Source organism: uncultured Umboniibacter sp., from assembly GCF_947497555.1.
Taxonomy (GTDB): Bacteria; Pseudomonadota; Gammaproteobacteria; order Pseudomonadales; family DSM-25080; genus Umboniibacter.
The window spans coordinates 259522-276686 of record NZ_CANMGY010000001.1 but is presented as its reverse complement, the minus strand read 5'-3'; the positions used below and the strand labels follow the sequence as shown (position 1 = coordinate 276686).

General features: G+C 50.5%; 18 protein-coding genes. 14 read left to right on the top strand and 4 right to left on the bottom strand.

Annotated elements, in window-relative coordinates; translation table 11 throughout:
• The first annotated feature begins 1 nt into the window (after window position 1).
• From Q0698_RS01175 to mmsB, 3 genes are read left to right on the top strand one after another with little or no spacing between them, the layout of a single operon-like run.
• The gene (locus Q0698_RS01175; protein WP_298632907.1) at window positions 2-1165 is read left to right on the top strand and encodes an acyl-CoA dehydrogenase family protein; all 1164 of its coding nucleotides are present in this window, start codon (window positions 2-4) and stop codon (window positions 1163-1165) included.
• Complete coding sequence (locus Q0698_RS01170; RefSeq protein ID WP_298632905.1) at window positions 1162-1935, top strand: enoyl-CoA hydratase; 774 nt, start codon at window positions 1162-1164, stop codon at window positions 1933-1935. The genes Q0698_RS01175 and Q0698_RS01170 overlap by 4 nt, the downstream gene beginning before the upstream one ends.
• An 18-nt stretch (window positions 1936-1953) precedes the next feature.
• Window positions 1954-2859, top strand: coding sequence for a 3-hydroxyisobutyrate dehydrogenase (gene mmsB, locus Q0698_RS01165; protein WP_298632904.1), 906 nt, complete (start codon window positions 1954-1956; stop codon window positions 2857-2859).
• Between the two features lie 4 nt (window positions 2860-2863).
• Here the strand turns inward: mmsB and Q0698_RS01160 are convergent, their stop codons facing one another.
• From Q0698_RS01160 to ppnN, 3 genes are all read right to left on the bottom strand, one after another.
• The gene (locus tag Q0698_RS01160) at window positions 2864-3706 is read right to left on the bottom strand and encodes a phosphotransferase (RefSeq protein ID WP_298632902.1); all 843 of its coding nucleotides are present in this window, start codon (window positions 3704-3706) and stop codon (window positions 2864-2866) included.
• Window positions 3675-4280: a nicotinamide riboside transporter PnuC gene (pnuC, locus tag Q0698_RS01155; RefSeq protein ID WP_298632900.1), complete on the bottom strand. Its 606-nt coding sequence runs from the start codon at window positions 4278-4280 to the stop codon at window positions 3675-3677. Before pnuC ends, Q0698_RS01160 begins: the two co-directional genes overlap by 32 nt.
• 70 nt (window positions 4281-4350) lie before the next feature.
• A complete protein-coding gene (gene ppnN, locus Q0698_RS01150; protein WP_298632898.1) occupies window positions 4351-5721 on the bottom strand; it encodes a nucleotide 5'-monophosphate nucleosidase PpnN in 1371 nt (456 codons plus the stop codon).
• Between the two features lie 110 nt (window positions 5722-5831).
• Here ppnN and glyA point away from each other — a divergent pair, with 110 nt between their 5' ends.
• The 11 genes from glyA (at window position 5832) to ribA (ending at window position 15127) form a co-directional block, all read left to right on the top strand.
• Complete coding sequence (glyA, locus tag Q0698_RS01145; RefSeq protein WP_298632897.1) at window positions 5832-7097, top strand: serine hydroxymethyltransferase; 1266 nt, start codon at window positions 5832-5834, stop codon at window positions 7095-7097.
• A 170-nt stretch (window positions 7098-7267) separates the two neighbouring features.
• The gene (gene nrdR / locus Q0698_RS01140) at window positions 7268-7732 is read left to right on the top strand and encodes a transcriptional regulator NrdR (RefSeq protein WP_298632895.1); all 465 of its coding nucleotides are present in this window, start codon (window positions 7268-7270) and stop codon (window positions 7730-7732) included.
• Window positions 7733-7734: 2 nt separating this feature from the next.
• Window positions 7735-8859, top strand: coding sequence for a bifunctional diaminohydroxyphosphoribosylaminopyrimidine deaminase/5-amino-6-(5-phosphoribosylamino)uracil reductase RibD (gene ribD / locus Q0698_RS01135; RefSeq protein WP_366140241.1), 1125 nt, complete (start codon window positions 7735-7737; stop codon window positions 8857-8859).
• Complete coding sequence (locus tag Q0698_RS01130) at window positions 8844-9503, top strand: riboflavin synthase (protein WP_298632892.1); 660 nt, start codon at window positions 8844-8846, stop codon at window positions 9501-9503. Before ribD ends, Q0698_RS01130 begins: the two co-directional genes overlap by 16 nt.
• A gap of 13 nt (window positions 9504-9516) precedes the next feature.
• Window positions 9517-10641: a bifunctional 3,4-dihydroxy-2-butanone-4-phosphate synthase/GTP cyclohydrolase II gene (gene ribBA, locus Q0698_RS01125; protein ID WP_298632890.1), complete on the top strand. Its 1125-nt coding sequence runs from the start codon at window positions 9517-9519 to the stop codon at window positions 10639-10641.
• 19 nt (window positions 10642-10660) lie between these two features.
• On the top strand, window positions 10661-11119 hold the full coding sequence (gene ribE / locus Q0698_RS01120; RefSeq protein ID WP_298632888.1) for a 6,7-dimethyl-8-ribityllumazine synthase: 459 nt from the start codon (window positions 10661-10663) through the stop codon (window positions 11117-11119).
• A 7-nt stretch (window positions 11120-11126) separates the two neighbouring features.
• Window positions 11127-11561, top strand: coding sequence for a transcription antitermination factor NusB (gene nusB / locus Q0698_RS01115; protein ID WP_298632886.1), 435 nt, complete (start codon window positions 11127-11129; stop codon window positions 11559-11561).
• Between the two features lie 3 nt (window positions 11562-11564).
• Window positions 11565-12518: a thiamine-phosphate kinase gene (thiL, locus tag Q0698_RS01110; RefSeq protein ID WP_298632884.1), complete on the top strand. Its 954-nt coding sequence runs from the start codon at window positions 11565-11567 to the stop codon at window positions 12516-12518.
• 2 nt (window positions 12519-12520) lie between these two features.
• The gene (locus Q0698_RS01105) at window positions 12521-13015 is read left to right on the top strand and encodes a phosphatidylglycerophosphatase A (RefSeq protein ID WP_298632882.1); all 495 of its coding nucleotides are present in this window, start codon (window positions 12521-12523) and stop codon (window positions 13013-13015) included.
• Window positions 13012-14466 (top strand): cardiolipin synthase, encoded by a 1455-nt coding sequence (cls, locus tag Q0698_RS01100; protein ID WP_298632880.1) that lies wholly within the window; start codon window positions 13012-13014, stop codon window positions 14464-14466. The genes Q0698_RS01105 and cls overlap by 4 nt, the downstream gene beginning before the upstream one ends.
• A 64-nt stretch (window positions 14467-14530) precedes the next feature.
• Window positions 14531-15127, top strand: coding sequence for a GTP cyclohydrolase II (gene ribA / locus Q0698_RS01095; RefSeq protein WP_298632879.1), 597 nt, complete (start codon window positions 14531-14533; stop codon window positions 15125-15127).
• Window positions 15128-15237: 110 nt separating this feature from the next.
• On the opposite strand, the gene dxs is transcribed toward ribA, so the two are convergent.
• Window positions 15238-17112, bottom strand: a complete 1875-nt coding sequence (gene dxs, locus Q0698_RS01090) for a 1-deoxy-D-xylulose-5-phosphate synthase (protein ID WP_298632877.1) — start codon at window positions 17110-17112, stop codon at window positions 15238-15240.
• Window positions 17113-17165: the final 53 nt, after the last annotated feature.

The following is a 17165-nucleotide window of genomic DNA, read 5'->3' as shown; positions in this document are numbered from 1 at the left end:
CATGGATTTTAGCTTATCAGATGACCAGCGCGCATTTATGGAGTTGGCGAATAACTTCGCTAATGACGAACTGGCGCCCTTCGCGGCAGAGTGGGATCGCGATTCTCACTTTCCGGTAGAAACTATTCGCAAAGCAGCGGCGTTAGGCTTTTGTGGTCTGTACGCGCCGGAGGATATAGGTGGCTTAGCACTGTCCCGCCTTGATTCGCACCTTATCTTCGAACAGCTTTCTAAGGGTTGTACTGCCACCACGGCCTATCTAACGATTCACAACATGGCTGCTTGGATGTTGGGAACCTGGGGTACGGATCTCGTCAAGACAACCTACGGGGAAGCGATGACGCAAGGTGAGCTATTGGGTTCCTATTGTTTGACTGAACCGGGGGCCGGGAGTGATGCGGCTTCACTTCGTACTAAAGCCGAAAAAGTGGCCGGTGGCTACCAACTCTCAGGCGCCAAGGTATTTATCTCGGGGGCAGGCAGTACTGACGTGTTAATTGTCATGGCGCGAACGGGCGATAAAGGTGCGGGCGGTGTGAGCGCCTTTGTAGTGCCAGCTCGAAGCGAAGGAATCAGCTACGGCAAAAAAGAAGAGAAAATGGGGTGGAATTGCCAGCCCACCCGAATGATTACTTTTGACCAGGTGTTTGTGCCAGCCGATCACCTTTTGGGTAACGAAGGTGATGGTTTTAAGTTCGCTATGAAGGGCTTAGATGGCGGGCGAATTAACATTGCGACCTGTTCACTCGGTACCGCTCAGGCGGCATTGGAAATAAGTCAGCAATATCTCCAGGAGCGTGAACAGTTTGGCAAGCCGATTGCTGCCAATCAGGCGTTACAATTTCGTCTAGCCGATATGGCCACGGAGTTACTCGCCGCCAGACAACTGGTACGCTACGCTGCGGCTAAGCTTGATGCAGGCGACGCAAATGCCGCTATGCACTGCGCCATGGCGAAGCGGTTCGCAACCGATGTGGGCTTTGAAGTGTGTAATCAGGCGCTTCAGCTTCACGGCGGTTATGGCTATATTAAAGAATACCCGTTAGAGCGCATGGTTCGTGATACGCGGGTGCATCAGATTTTAGAAGGCACTAACGAGGTGATGCGTGTCATTGTCTCGCGTCGCCTATTTATGGATCAAGTCTGTGAGGGACTTCAGCTATGAGTGGAATCACCCTAGAAAAGCGCGGTTCAACCGCACTACTTACCATTACTAATCCGCCGGCAAATACCTGGACCGAGACCAGTTTGAATTTGCTGGCTGAGTTAGTTGAGGGGTTAAATAATGATCGCGACATCTATGCCTTAGTACTAACAGGTGAGGGCGAAAAATTCTTCTCGGCCGGGGCCGACCTTAATATGTTCGCATCCGGGGATAAAGGGATCGCCGCAACACTCGCAACGTGTTTCGGCAGAGCCTTCACGGCCTTGGCAAATTTCCGCGGTGTATCCATTGCGGCAATCAATGGCTACGCCATGGGCGGTGGTCTCGAGGCAGCGATGGCCTGCGATATTCGTATTGCTGAAGCACAGGCTCAGCTTGCTTTGCCTGAAGCTAAAGTTGGCCTTTTACCTTGCGGACTAGGCACGCAAACACTGACCCGGATTGTGGGCGAGGCTTGGGCCAAACGTATGATTCTCTGTGGTGAACGGCTCAAGGCGGACAAGGCACTTGAAATCGGCTTGGTTGAAGAGGTTGTCGCCCAGGGCGCGGCGCTAGAGACCGCGTTGAACCTCGCGGATCAAGTTGCGAATCAAAGTCCCACTTCAGTTGCCGCAAGTAAAGCCCTAATTCAGGCTACGCGACATACTTCAATGCGCGATGCCCTCTACCAAGAGCGCGAAGCCTTCGTAGAGCTTTTTGATTCGGCCGATACCACGGAGGGGGTTAACGCATTCCTTGAAAAACGCGCACCTCAGTGGACCAATAGTTAACGCAAGGGTATTCAAAGCATGAAAGTATTGTTTATTGGTATTGGTAACATGGGCCTTCCCATGGCGATTAACCTGCACAAATCTGGGCAGCAGGTCGTAGCGGTGGATATGAGTAAGGAGTTACTGGAGAGCGCAGCTAATCAGGGGCTAGAGACGGCGTCGTCGGCGCTTGCGGCGTTGGATGGTTGCGATGCCATTATTACCATGTTGCCCAGCGACGCCGCTGTACAATCAGTTTATCTAGATTCAGGTTTGCTGGAGTCGCTGGCCAAGGACACGCTTGTCATCGATTGCTCAACCATTAGCGCGGAGGCGGCGAAAAATCTTCATAGTGCCGGCGATGCACTCGGTGTCAGCGTGGTAGATGCGCCGGTTTCTGGAGGCACTGCAGGAGCGAAAGCGGGTACGTTGAGTTTTATTTGTGGCGGTAATGAGGATGCGCTTAAGCGTGCAACACCTCTGCTTCAAGTGATGGGAGCTAACGTGTTTCACGCTGGAGCCGCTGGCGCTGGTCAAATTGCTAAGATCGCCAATAACATGTTACTGGCAGTCCTGATGACAGGGACCTCTGAGGCGCTAAGTTTTGGCGTGGACAATGGCTTAGATCCGGCAGTGCTTTCTGAAATTATGAAGGCTAGTTCAGGTAATAGCTGGGTATTAGAGAAATACAATCCGTGGCCGGGAGTCATGGATGGTGTGCCTGCAGCAAACGGTTATCAAGGGGGCTTTGGTACTGCGCTAATGCAAAAGGATCTAGGATTGGCATTGGCTTTGGCTGAGCAGTCGAATTCCACTACGCCAATGGGGCAAAGAGCCCAAGACGTGTATGCGGAGTTTGTTGCTGAAAACGAAACGGCCATGTCGGATGATTTTTCAGGAATAGTGCGCCATTTTAGCGGTAGAGCTGCTTCGTCAGAAGACTAGATAATTATTGGCCGAGTTGAACAAGTAGCCACTGAGTTACGGGGTGGTCAATCTTGTTCAACCGCTGCTCATACTGACTGCGCCAATCGGGCTGCTTCGCTGCCGCCCATAGCAAACCAAGCCATAAGCTGAGCTCGTACGCGGATGCTAAAGCCTGGTGTTCAGTCTCATTAAATTCCCTCTCAATCGCCGTTAAATACGCTTTCGCGAAGTCGTTTAGGCTTTCCTTCGGGTCAACAAAAGTCATCCAGGCGCTACAGACGTCGAAGTAGGGGTGATTGATCCCGCTGTATTCAAAGTCGATAAGCCATAGCTGACTTCCATCGTTGATGAGGTTGCCAGCAACTAGGTCGTTATGACAAAGTCCCGTGTTTAATTGGCTTAGTTCAAGCGTGGCCAAGAGCTGTTGGAAATGCGGTAAGAAGTCGCTGACAGGGATTGCTAACTCGTCTAAATAAAACCTGATGCCTTGTAGTATATCAATCTGCGGGCAGCTATCCGGTGCGGGCGAAGTATGAAGCGTCACCAGCAACGGCACGAGTTGTGCCGACGACGGTGCCCCATCTGCATCAATCCACTTGGAAATACAGAATTGATGGACACTATCCCAATGCAATAATTCTGGGGCAATGCTCTGCTGGTGTAGGGTTAACCAAATTTCCCGCTCCACCGAACGCGGGGTAGCCGCATCACGCACGGGTGACATCCGTCGGACGGCCAGAGACTGACGCCCCGAACGAACCTTAGCAACGTTATTGGCAGTGCCACTCAGAGTGAACGCTACGATGCAGTTCGCCAGCGAGGGGTGCAGTGCCCTAAGCGTTTGCTGCAGAGATGTGTCGGTCATCGTCCTGTTTCCAACTATACCAACCCACAACCGCCATGACGGTATAGATCATCATAAGAATACTAGTGATATAGAGCCCCTTGGCCTGGTAGAGTGCAATACTGGCAAGGTTAATCACTATCCAATAGAGCCAATTAGCGCGAATCTTCTGGGTTAACATCCACGTAGCAAATACCGCAAAGGTTGTGGTGGCCGAATCGAAGTAAGCTAAGTCGGCACCAAGCCAGCGCTCAGCGGTATAGCCCCATGCTAGCGCTATAATTGTGCAAACTAAGATGGCGACCCCATGCCAGTTGAGCGAGCGCTGCTCCGAGACGAAGCTGAGGTCCTCTTCACTGCGCCAATTCCACCATCCCCAAGCAGCCATCACCAAATAATAGCCGTTTAACAGCGACTCAGAGACCAGCGATACATGCCAAAATAGCGCCGTGTAAATGGCCGTTGAGATCGCTGCGGCGGGCCAGCACCACTGATTCTTTCGCGCTGCCAATATCACATAGGCTATCGCCAAAATAAGGGCGACAATCTCCGCCCCCTGCATCATGCCAAACTGCTGACTGAGTTCTTCAAGCAAGTGCCTGTCCTCGAATTTAGTGACTGTTGATTGTACGAGTCATTCAATACTCAGGTAAAGCCTAGGATCACTAGCTACGAATTTCATAGCAGGGAATATAGTCGCCCGCTATCTTCATACGGCCCTCGGAAACCATACTCTGTAACAATTCATCAATAGTGTCCATTAGCGCTTGGTCGCCACTGAGTTGGAATGGGCCGTGATCTCGTACCGCACGAATTCCAGCCTCTTTGATATTACCCGAGACGACGCCGGAAAATACTCGGCGTAGCTCAACGGCGAGTTCGTAGGGCTCGCGACTCAGGTGTAAATCTAACTGTGCCATGGAGTCGTGGGTGGCAATGAATGGAGTTTGCAAGTCCTCTGGAATATGCAGGCCCCAATTGTAGGAGAAGCTGTCGTTTTGCTCACACCGGTAATCCATCACCTGCGTTACTGCTTCACGCATCTCGCGAGCGATGGCTTCAGGGTCACCCACAATCAGCCGATAGTGCTGGGCAATATCCTCTCCGAGCGCCTTGCGAAGAAAAATATCCATGGCATCAAAGTAGCCACGACTTGACTCACCGGCGGCAAAGATCAGTGGGAGGTGTAATGCTTTATTTTTCGGGTGTAGCTTGAGTGCCAGCGCATAAAGAATTTCCTCTGCGGTTCCCGGTCCTCCCGGGAAAACAATCAAACCGTGGCCTACTCGAACAAAAGCCTCGAGGCGCTTCTCGATGTCCGGCATGATCACGAGTTCATTCACGATCGCATTCGGTGGTTCTGCCGCAATAATTGAGTTTTCAGTTAAGCCAATATAGCGTCGAGGTTCATGTTGCTGCTTGGCATGGCCAATTGCCGCTCCCTTCATGGGCGCTTTCATCGCGCCGGGCCCACAGCCGGTGATAATCCCAAGATCGCGCAGCCCCAGTTGGTAGCCTACTCGCTTACAGAACTTATATTCCTCGGTGCCAATCGAGTGACCGCCCCAGCAAACAACAAGTCCATCTTGCATTCCAGTGCGAAGCACCCCAGCGTTACGAACGACTCGGTAAACGCCGTCGCTCAATAGTTCGCCCATATTGTCTGCGCGTTCTTCGAGATCAAATTGGTGGCGTACATAGAGGACATCCCGCAACACGGAAAACAGCAACTTCCTTACGCCGTGGATCATTTTGCCGTCCACGAAGGCATCCCCTGGTGCATTGATGAGATGGAGGCGAATCCCTCGATCTTGGCGAACGAAGTGGATCTCAAAGTCCGCAAACTCTGCCATAAGATCCTCGACGGAATCCGTTTGCGCACCGGCGTTAAGCACCGCAAGGGCGCACTGGCGAAACAGGGTATAGATAGGATGGTCGAATTTCGTTTTAGTTAGCTCGTCGACCTCCATAGCAGAGAGATGTTCCAGTGTGCCCTCTGGGCTGACAATGGTGGAGGGTATTTTTTTTGTGGTCATATTCACTCCTACTTTGTTCATTTAATTTCTTCAGTTTAGACTAACGCCAACCTTCACTATACGTAGACTATGTGATAGTTTGTTTACGATACGAAACACGAGGAAACATTATGTTTAAAAAGTCCATGTCTATCGCCGACTTCGATCCTGATCTCTTTGCCTCAATGGAGTCAGAGCGTGAGCGTCAAGAACATCACATTGAATTGATCGCGTCGGAAAACTACACCAGTCCACGTGTAATGGAAGCTCAGGGTTCTGTGCTTACCAACAAGTATGCTGAAGGTTACCCGCATAAACGTTACTACGGCGGTTGTGAATTTGTTGATATTGCTGAGGATCTCGCGATTGAACGTGCCAAGCAATTATTCGGCGCCGATTACGCGAACGTGCAGCCGCACTCGGGTTCCCAGGCAAATTCGGCAGTATTTCAAGCATTACTCAACGCCGGAGATACTGTTCTAGGAATGAGTTTGGCTCATGGCGGCCACCTGACTCACGGTTCGAGCGTTAACTTTTCAGGCAAAATCTACAACGCCGTTCAGTACGGTCTAAGTCCAACCTCTGGAGAAATAGATTACGCTGAGGTTGAGGCTTTGGCAATAGAGCACAAACCGAAGATGATTATCGCTGGTTTCTCAGCTTACTCTGGTGTGGTTGACTGGGCGAAATTCCGTGAAATCGCTGATAAAGTTGGCGCGTACCTCTTCGTTGATATGGCACATGTTGCTGGTCTCATCGCCGCAGGCGTTTACCCTAACCCAGTTCCGTTTGCCGATGTTGTTACCACAACGACCCACAAAACGTTGCGGGGCCCTCGTGGTGGGTTGATTCTCGCACGTGCTAACGCTGAACTTGAGAAGAAGTTTAACTCAGCGGTTTTCCCAGGCGGACAGGGTGGCCCATTAATGCACGTGATTGCAGCCAAAGCTATTTGCTTTAAAGAGGCAATGGGTGACGACTACAAAGCTTACCAAAAACAAGTGATGATCAATGCCAAAGTGATGGCGGAGACGATTCAAGAACGCGGCATTAAGATTGTGTCGGGTGGCACCCAAAACCATCTTCTGCTGGTTGACCTTATTGGCAAAGAGTACACCGGTAAAGATGCCGATGCTGCATTGGGTGAAGCCTTCATCACGGTAAATAAGAACTCGGTACCGAATGATCCGCGTTCACCGTTTGTGACCTCGGGACTTCGTCTTGGTACGCCAGCAATTACTACGCGTGGTTTCAAGGAGCAGGAAACGGCTGAGCTGAGTAACTGGATTGTTGATGTACTGGACTCACTAGAGCAAGGTACCTCCGAATCCGTTATTCCTGAAGTTCGCGAAAAGGTGAAGGCGCTTTGCGCGCGATTCCCAGTTTACGCTGACTAACGATTCGGTTCAGGCAGTACTGCGCTGCCTTCGAGTGCTTGGCGCTGCTAACAAACCCCGTCATAAATGATGGGGTTTGTTGTTTCTGGAGCCAGTGTTCACGGGGCTTTGCCTGATTAAAATCTGTGCTACAATGCGCGCTGTTCTTTATAAATCGTTAGGGTACACACATGCGTTGTCCATTTTGCAAAGCAGAGGAAACAAAAGTTGTTGATTCGCGCTTAGTTGCCGAGGGTGATCAAGTTCGCCGTCGTCGCGAATGCATGTCGTGCCATGATCGATTTACTTCCTACGAAACCGCTGAGCTGCTTATGCCTAGCGTGGTGAAACAAGATGGTTCTCGTCAGCCCTTTGATGAGCTAAAACTTCGTGCTGGAATGATGCGGGCGCTAGAGAAAAGACCCGTCGCGACCGAAGATATTGAAACCGCCATCAATAATATCAAACACTTTCTTCAGGCTACTGGTGAGCGTGAATTGCAATCTATCCGTATTGGCGAGCGTGTGATGCATGAGCTCAAAAAGCTGGATAAGGTGGCCTATATCCGCTACGCATCGGTTTATTTAAGCTTCCAGAATATTGACGAGTTCCAGGCTGAGCTCGACGAGCTTAAACGAGCAGAACTGGTCAAGTAGTGATGAATACCGCAGATCATAACTTTATGTCGCGTGCGATTCAGGTGGCACGTCAAGGGCGTTTCATTACTCGACCAAACCCTTCCGTGGGTTGTGTGCTGGTGCGTGATGACGAAGTGGTTGCTGAAGGTCACACTCAACCCGCAGGCGGATTCCATGCAGAACGCATGGCCTTAGCTGAAGCCGGCTATCGAGCTCGCGGAGCTACCGCCTACGTAAGTCTTGAGCCCTGTAGTCATACTGGTAGAACCTCGCCCTGCGCCGATGCGCTCATTGATGCTGGCGTCAGTCGAGTGGTATTTGCCGGTGTTGATCCCTATGCAAAGGTGGCTGGAGCTGGGCTAGATAAGCTTCGAGCGGCGGGGGTTCAAGTGGATGGGCCGCTGATGCAAGCTCAAGCCGAGGCAATCAATCCAGGCTTTCTGAAGCGTGCACGCTGTCAGTTACCCTATGTGGTCATGAAGTCGGCTTCCTCGGTTGATGGTCGTACTGCCATGGCTTCAGGGGAATCAAAATGGATTACTGGACCCGCTGCCCGCGGTGATGTGCAAAAGATTCGCGCCTTAAGCTCCGCGATCATTACCGGAGTAGATTCGGTTCTTCAGGATGATTCCCGTCTCACCTTACGGGCAGAGGAATTAGCGGTTGATGCCCGCAGCTTAGATTGGTTAATGGCCAACCCACCATTGCGTGTTGTTTTGGATTCACACGGTCGTTTGTCGGCGGATGCAGCGATTTGCCGCAGTGAAGCGCCCACGCTTTGGGTTACCGGAGCAGACGTGGACCGAACTATCCCCAATATCGAACATATTCGTTTGCCGCTAGAAAATGGTCGCTTGCCGTTAGTAGAGGTATTGCAACTATTAGCTGGCCGTCAGTGTAATCAAGTACTGGTGGAAGCAGGTCCGACTCTGTCAGGGGCGTTCCTTGCAGCCGGTTTGGTGGACTATTGGTATCTGTACATGGCCCCTAAGTTAATGGGCTCCAGCGCCAACCCGCTGTTGCGTTTGCCGTTCGAAAAAATGTCGGAGTCAGTAAATCTCGATATAGCGGAAGTGCGCACAATAGGGGATGATCTGCGTTTTGGAATCCAACTTGCCGAGGGAGCCGTATGTTTACCGGTCTAGTAGAAGCAGATGGAGTAATTGAACAACGTCAAAGTCGCGGCGGTGATGCTCGTCTAAGAATTCGTTCGAGTACACTAGATTTCTCTGACGTAAGCTTAGGTGACAGCATTGCAACGAATGGTGTTTGTCTGACAGTCGTTGATTTCGGAAGTGACTACTTTAGCGCGGATGTGTCGAACGAAACACTGGCGCTAAGTACCCTAGCTAAGTTGGCAATCGGAACTAAAGTGAACCTAGAAAAAGCCATGTTACCCACCACTCGATTCGGTGGTCACATCGTATCTGGGCACGTCGATGGCACGGCTAAGATCGTCGATATCAATCGCGATGGTCGGGCTTGGGATTATCACTTGAGTTTGCCGGCTGAGCTTGTTCGATACGTTGCCCACAAGGGTTCCATTTGTGTAGACGGTGTAAGCCTGACGGTTAACGATGTCTCCGAGTATCAATGTCGGTTAACCATCGTGCCGCACACTGCTGAGAAAACCCAGATCGCCAGCTATCAAGTGGGTGATCTGGTAAATATTGAGGTAGATATGATTGCACGCTATTTAGAGCGTCTATTATTAAGCCCGCAGGAACAAAATCGTAGTAGTGGTGTCACGCTAGATAGCTTACGCCACGCTGGCTTTATTAAAAATTGAGGTTGTGACTAACATGCCAATGAGCACTGTACCTGAACTGATTGAAGATATTCGTCAGGGGAAAATGGTTATTCTTATGGATGACGAAGATCGCGAAAATGAAGGCGATCTAATTATTGCGAGTGAGCAAATTCGTCCTGAGGACATTAACTTCATGGCAACGCATGCGCGTGGGTTAATTTGTATGACCTTAACCAATGAGCGCTGCGAGTTACTGAATTTGCCATTAATGGTTTCGGACAATCGCGCTCAGCACACCACCAACTTTACCGTCTCGATTGAGGCGGCTGAAGGCGTTACTACGGGTATTTCAGCTGCAGATCGCGCCCACACAGTTCGTGCTGCAGTGGCGCGTAATGCGATTGCCAAAGACATTGTCCAACCGGGACATATTTTTCCGCTGCGAGCGCAGCCAGGTGGTGTTTTAAGCCGAGCAGGTCACACTGAAGCGGGTTCTGACTTAGCGCGTTTAGCAGGCTATGAGCCGTCATCAGTGATTGTTGAAATCATGAACGAAGACGGTACTATGGCTCGCCGTGATGATCTTGAGATCTTTGCCAAAGAACACAATATTAAAATGGGTACGATTGCTGACCTCATTCACTACCGCGCTTCAACGGAGCAGACGGTAGAGTGTGTTCAGTCACGCCGAGTAATGACACAGTATGGTGATTTCGAACTGAAGACGTATCGTGATAGCGCTCGTGACGAAAACCACTTGGTGTTCATCAAAGGTGAAGTCAACGAAGACGAACCTAATTTAGTTCGTGTACACGTCACTACTCGTGTTCGCGATATGTTCGGCATTCAGCATGAGAGCGATCCCTATCGCCATTGGACCGTGAAACGAGCCATGCGCCGTATCGCCAAGGAAGGTCAGGGTGTCTTAGTTGTGCTTTGCCATGATGAAGCCTTCAATGAACTGGATCTTGATATTGACCTAGTGGCCGAAGGCAAAGCGCCTTCAGCACTGGCCGCTGATAACATCAAAGGGTACCGCGAAGTAGGCACGGGCTCGCAAATCCTTAAGGATTTAGGGATTTCACAGATGCGCTTAATGAGCGCGCCAATCAAATTTAACGCATTGTCGGGATGGGGGCTTGAAGTCACCGAGTACATTCCATGCCAAGCCGACTAAACTGAGGGGAAGCAAGTCTATGAAAACAATAGAAGGTAATTTAGTAAGCGGCGGAAAGTTCGCCATCGTGGTAGCACGTTGGAATGAGTTTGTTGTTGAATCGCTACTTGAAGGTGCTATGGGTTGTCTGCGTCGTCACGGCGTTACCGAAGATGATATTACTATTATCCGAGTACCGGGTGCCTTTGAATTGCCGGTGGTCGTTAAGAAGGTTGCTGCAGCGGGTAAGTACGATGCAATCATTGCATTGGGTGCGGTAATTCGTGGCGGTACGCCACACTTTGAATACGTTTCCGGCGAATGTGTGAAGGGCTTATCTACGGTTAGTTTGGATGCAACGTTGCCTGTGACTTTCGGTGTCCTCACCGTAGACACTATCGAACAAGCAATCGAACGTGCTGGCACCAAAGCTGGTAATAAAGGTGAAGAGGCGGCAGTAACGGCTCTTGAAATGGTTTCTCTACTTAAACAGTTGTAAAAATATTATGGCAACAACTCCCTCAGCGCGTCGCAAGGCGCGCAAACTTTTAGTTCAAGCACTGTACCAGTGGCAACTTACTGGTACACCTTCAACTGAAATTGAAGCTCAGTTTCATGTCGATAATGATATGACTCCCGTGGACACCGAGTTCTTTTCGAAAGTACTTAATGGTGTGGCGCGCGAAAAGATCGCCTTACAGGCTGCAATCGAACCGTATCTGGATCGTGCTTTTTCAGAGCTCGACCCCGTTGCGATTTCGGTGCTGCGCATGGGCTTCTTTGAATTGCAGCACTGCATTGATGTGCCCTACAAGGTTGTTATCAATGAATCGGTTAACTTAGCCAAAACCTTCGGAGCAACGGACTCGTTTAAATACGTGAATGGTGTTCTCGATAAAGCTGCCGCCAAGTTTCGAATGGCGGAGGTTCGGGCTAAATAATCTATGAGAGAGTTCTCTTTCATAGAGGAATTCATGAAGCCGCTGGGTCGGACTGATGAGCGTATCACGCTAGGCATCGGTGACGACGCAGCGGTTCTTTGTTTGGATTCAAATGAAGAGCTTGTTGTCTCCACGGATACCCAAGTGGAATCTAGACACTTTCCTGTTGGTGCCGATGACGCGCTGGTAGTTTCCCGAGCCATTGGCTGCGCGGTGAGTGATCTAGCGGCTATGGGTGCTCAGCCTCTAGGTTTTACGCTCTCCGTCACCACGCCTAGTCTCGATGTGGAAGTGGCTCGCAGGCTTGCCAAGGGTGTCGCAGCGGGTATCGATCGTTATCAGACCCCTATTATCGGTGGCGACACCGTTCAGGGTCCGCGAAGTTTCTCGGTGACTGCTATGGGACGGGTACAAAAGGGTCGTGCACTTCGCCGAAGTGGCGCGAAAGACGATGATGACCTTTGGGTGACGGGTAGCTTGGGTGGCAGTGCAGCAGCATTAGAAGATATAGAATCTTCGCTAGTGGGCGAACTCTCTGAGCTACATTCCGTGTATTGGCAGCCGCCCTGTAGATTGGCCTTTGGCCAAGGCCTAGCAAAGGGTATCGCAACCAGTTGTCTCGATCTATCGGACGGAGTTGCTGGTGATATTCGCCACATTCTGAAGTCCTCTGACTTAGGTGCCGAACTCGATGTTCAGTTATTACCGATAAATCCGCTTACGATTGCGCGTTTTGGCCGAGAAGCGTCCTTCGAGCTGGCCTTTCAGGGCGGGGATGATTATGAACTTCTGTTCACAGCACCGGTTGCAAAACGCGAACAAATTATTGCATTAGGAAGCGAAACGAATACGCCAGTGACGCGAATAGGGCGATTAAATTCCAACTCAGAAATACTTCTATTAGTTGACGATGGTCATGCAACCATTTGCACTGATTTAGGTTATGGTCACTTCTAATTATGGCTAAAGAACAACCAATTAATGCTAAGCAGGTTTTTACCGATCTCGATCACTTCATAGCCTTTGGTATGGGATCAGGTTTGATTCGTCCCGCTCCAGGCACCTGGGGCACCGTTTCAGGGCTGTTGGTATTCATTCTGCTTGTTTCATCTCTATCGCCAGTAATGGCCGCCGCCATCATGGTTGTCTTATCGGTGTATGGTACTTGGTGTGCCCATCGCAGTGCTATAAAAATGGGCGTGCACGATTACGGCGGCATCGTCATTGATGAATGGGTAGGTATTTGGATTACGCTAGCAGTCGTAGAGCCAACCTTAATCAATTTAGTCATTGGCTTCATTCTGTTTCGTATATTTGACATAGCTAAGCCGTGGCCGATTGGCTGGATTGACCGACATGTCTCCGGCGGCATCGGCATCATGATTGATGATGTGGTTGCTGGTGTCTTCAGTGCCGGTTTGTTGCTCGTCGCAGTGGCCTTGGGTTGGCTATGAACGATTTTTCGGGGTGGTTAACCTCGGCACTCATGCTTGGGTATTTTGTTACCGTTCTTCTTATCCTGTTTCGATTAATTCTTAAGCGCCGAAAGGTTGGCGTAACCTTGGCTTGGATCGGCGTAATCTTCGCCGTGCCCATCTTAGGCGTGGTTGCCTACCTAGTTTTTGGTGAGCTAGAACTAGGCCGTTTTAGAGCAAAACGCGCTAGGCGTCTTAACAAAAAGTACCGAGCTTGGCTTGATTCAATGGTTGAGCTTATCCCGCCGACGGAACAGATACTTAATCTTAAGCAGCAGGGCGTTGCCAAACTTATTTTTAGTCGCGAAGGAATGCCCCTGCTACCGGGGAATGCGACCGAACTCTTCACTGAGGCAGGCCCCGTTTTCGATGGCTTGATTGTCGATTTTGATCATGCCGAGCATAGCATCTGGATGGAGTTTTATATTCTAGAGGAGCACGGTAGGGTAGAGCCCGTCTTGCAGTCTCTCGAACAGGCCGCAAGGCGTGGTGTACAGGTATTTATTGCGGTAGATTCTGCAGGCTCATCGGACTTCATCGGTAGTGAGCGTCAACTGCAGCTGGAACGCAATGGCGTGAAGGTGTTGGAGTTACTTCCGGTCCTCCCCTGGCGTCTTTGGTTAGAGCGACAGGACCTTCGAGTCCACCGCAAAGCTGTTGTGGTTGATGGTCGATTAGGTTGGACCGGTAGTATGAATTTAGTTGATCCAATACTGTTCAACGAAGGTGCTGGTGTGGGTGAGTGGGTGGATACAATGCTCCGCATTGAAGGCCCCGCGGCGCTATTCCTCAAAAGTGTTGTCGTCAACGATTGGCAGCTTGAGACTGGGCGTAATTTACTTCCAAGGCTACGAGAGGCCGAGCTTCCGAACCCTTCAGGGAGCGTGTTGTGTCAAGTTGCTCCAAGCGGCCCTGCCAGTCCTGATGATAGTATTGAAGAGGTGCTTTTGACGGCAATCTACGCGGCCCAAAGCTGCGTCCGTATGACCACCCCCTATTTTGTTCCCGGTGAAGGCTTAGTAACCGCTTTGAAGGCCGCGGTCCACCGTGGTGTTGAGGTGACATTAATTGTACCGAAGCGGAATGATTCACGATTGGTAGGTCTAGCAAGCAGTTCCTACTATGAGGAGTTACTCGCTGCTGGCGTACGCATTGAAGTGTTTGACGGCGGCTTGCTTCATGCCAAGCTGGTGGTTATCGATGACGATCTAGCCCTCTACGGCTCCGTTAATCTTGATATGCGAAGCTTCTGGCTAAACTTCGAGCTGACGGTGGCCATTTACCATACCGATACCGTTCATCAGCTACATCAACTCATTGATCAATATCAGAACGATACGCGTGCGCTAAGTTTAGCTCGTTGGCGTAAGCGGGGTCTGGCTACTAAATTACTGCAACAATTGGCCTATCTTTGTTCGCCGTTGCTTTAATTACCTATTTATCGCGATCGATTCCTCTGTAAAAATCGTCGCCTGTTTATTTGGAGATTTTCCCTTGAGCGTCCAATACGTCGATTCTTCTAAGCTGCCAACACAATTTGGCGAGTTCCTCATTCACGGTTTCCAGGACCCGCAGACCATGAAGGAGCATGTGGTGTTGACGTTTGGAGAGCTAAATACTAGCGAGGCTGTATTGGCTCGCGTTCATTCTGAGTGTCTGACAGGCGATGCATTGTTCAGCGCTCGTTGTGATTGTGGTCCACAACTGCAGGAAGCGATGCGACGTATCGCTGAGCACGGCAGTGGTATGATCATGTATCTTCGTCAGGAAGGCAGAGGTATTGGCTTGATGAATAAGATTCGCGCCTATCATCTACAGGACGAGGGAGCTGACACGGTGGAGGCCAACGAGGCGTTAGGCTTTGGTGCCGACCAGCGCGAGTACTCCATGTGTGAACAGATGCTACAGCACTTCGGAGTGACTAAGCTTAAGTTGATGACTAATAACCCACGCAAGCTTGATGCATTGGCGAAATATGGTATCCACGTGGAAGGCCGAGAAGAGATTAAAGTAGGGCACAACGTCCACAACGAGGGCTATATTGCCACGAAGGGTACAAAACTCGGTCATATGTTTAGTGACGATGCGTAGTGTCAGTTAACTAGGATGTTTTTGTCGGGGTGCCTGTGATCGATAGCGGCTGCTGTCATCACAAGTTTAAAACCCGCTATTGAAAGACTACAAACAAGTCGACAAGCAAATTATCTTTGTAGACGATTTTCGATGGCTGCAAGAATACCCGAGCTATCCAAACCAACCTTCTGTAGCTGAATATTCTGCGGAGCATGATCTTCACAGCGGTCTGGAAGCCCTAACTGCAATACCTCCATAGCGAGGCGTTGGTGATTCAGGTACTCACTCACCGCACTACCCGCACCACCCGCGATAGCATTGACCTCAACCGTAACGAGTAGCTCATGAGAGCCTACGAGCGCATCAATGGCTTCGGTATCTAGAGGCTTAACCCAGCGCATATCGATCAGTGTTGCATTCAGTGATTCGGCGACGATGAGACATTCACTCAGCAGCGTACCGAAGCAGAGAATCGCGACATCACTACCTGTTCGTACTCGATTCGACTTACCTATAGGAATGACATCAAGCTTGTCCGCTGGCGTCATGCCGGTGCCCGAGCCACGAGGATAGCGAACCGCCGCGGGCCCCTGATATTGGAATGCGGTCTCGAGCAATAGTCGTGTTTCCGCTTCGTCACTGGGCACGGCGATAACCATGTTGGGTATGCAGCGCAGGTAACTAAGATCGTATGCCCCGGCGTGAGTTGCGCCATCCTCACCGACTAAGCCGGCGCGATCGATGGCAAAGGTGACATCTAGATTTTGGATCGCTACATCATGAATGAGTTGGTCGTAGCCGCGTTGCAGGAATGTTGAATAAATGGCGACGACAGGTTTTAGAGACTCGCAGGCTAAACCGGCCGCTAGGGTCACCGAATGTTGTTCGGCAATCGCCACATCAAAAAAACGGTCTGGGAATTGCTCAGCATACTTTAGCATACCTGAGCCTTCCGACATCGCAGGGGTAATGGCGACGAGCTTCTCGTTTTGCGCGGCACTGTCACAGAGCCACTGCCCAAAAATGTCTTGGAATTTTAATTTCTTAACTTTAAGTTCAGTGCTCGTTCGCTTTGGTTCGATTTTTGTTAGCGCATGATAGCCAATAGGATCCCGTTCTGCTGGGCCAAAACCCTTACCTTTGCGAGTGATAATATGAAGAAGCTGTGGACCTTCTAAGTCACGCATATTGCGGATAGTAGAAATAAGACTTGGTAGGTCGTGTCCGTCAAGCGGGCCTACGTAATTGAAACCGAGTTCCTCAAATAAAGTTCCGGGACTAATCATCCCCTTCACGTGTTCCTCAGTTTTACGCGCAAGCTCCCACGCCTGTGGTATCTTAGATAGAACCTTGCGAGAACCTGCTCGAAGAGCAATATAGGTCTTTGAACTCCACACCTTGGCGAAATAGTTCGCGAGACCTCCTACGTTCTTGGAGATCGACATATTATTGTCATTGAGGACAACCATCATATTTTCTTTGGTATGAGCAGCATGGGCTAGCGCCTCAAAAGCCATACCAGCCGTCATTGCCCCGTCGCCGATTACCGCTACAGCACGGCGACATTCGCCCTTGAGTCTTGCCGCCATGGCCATTCCCTGAGCAGCGCCTATCGAGGTGGAGGAGTGACCTACACCGAAGGTGTCGTACTCACTCTCTGAGCGCTTAGGGAAGCCTGACAATCCCCCCTCTTGACGCATACTCAGCATTGCCTCGCGGCGACCAGTAAGAATTTTGTGTGGATAGGCTTGATGACCAACATCCCAAACTAAACGATCGTAGGGTGTATCGTAAAGAAAGTGTAAAGCGATCGTTAGTTCAACAACACCCAGGCCAGCCCCGAAATGGCCGCCAGTTTGTCCAACGCTGTACAAAAGATAATGACGAAGCTCATCCGCTAAAATAATCAACTGACGTTCATCCAGCGCCCGCAAGTCACTCGTTGACTCTATTGAGTCGAGTAGCGGGGTGGAAGGTCTATTTTGGGGGATCTCTTCGTACATTAAAAACTACTTTTCTCGGGGGTGTAATCAGCTATTGTAAGGCCATTTGCCTT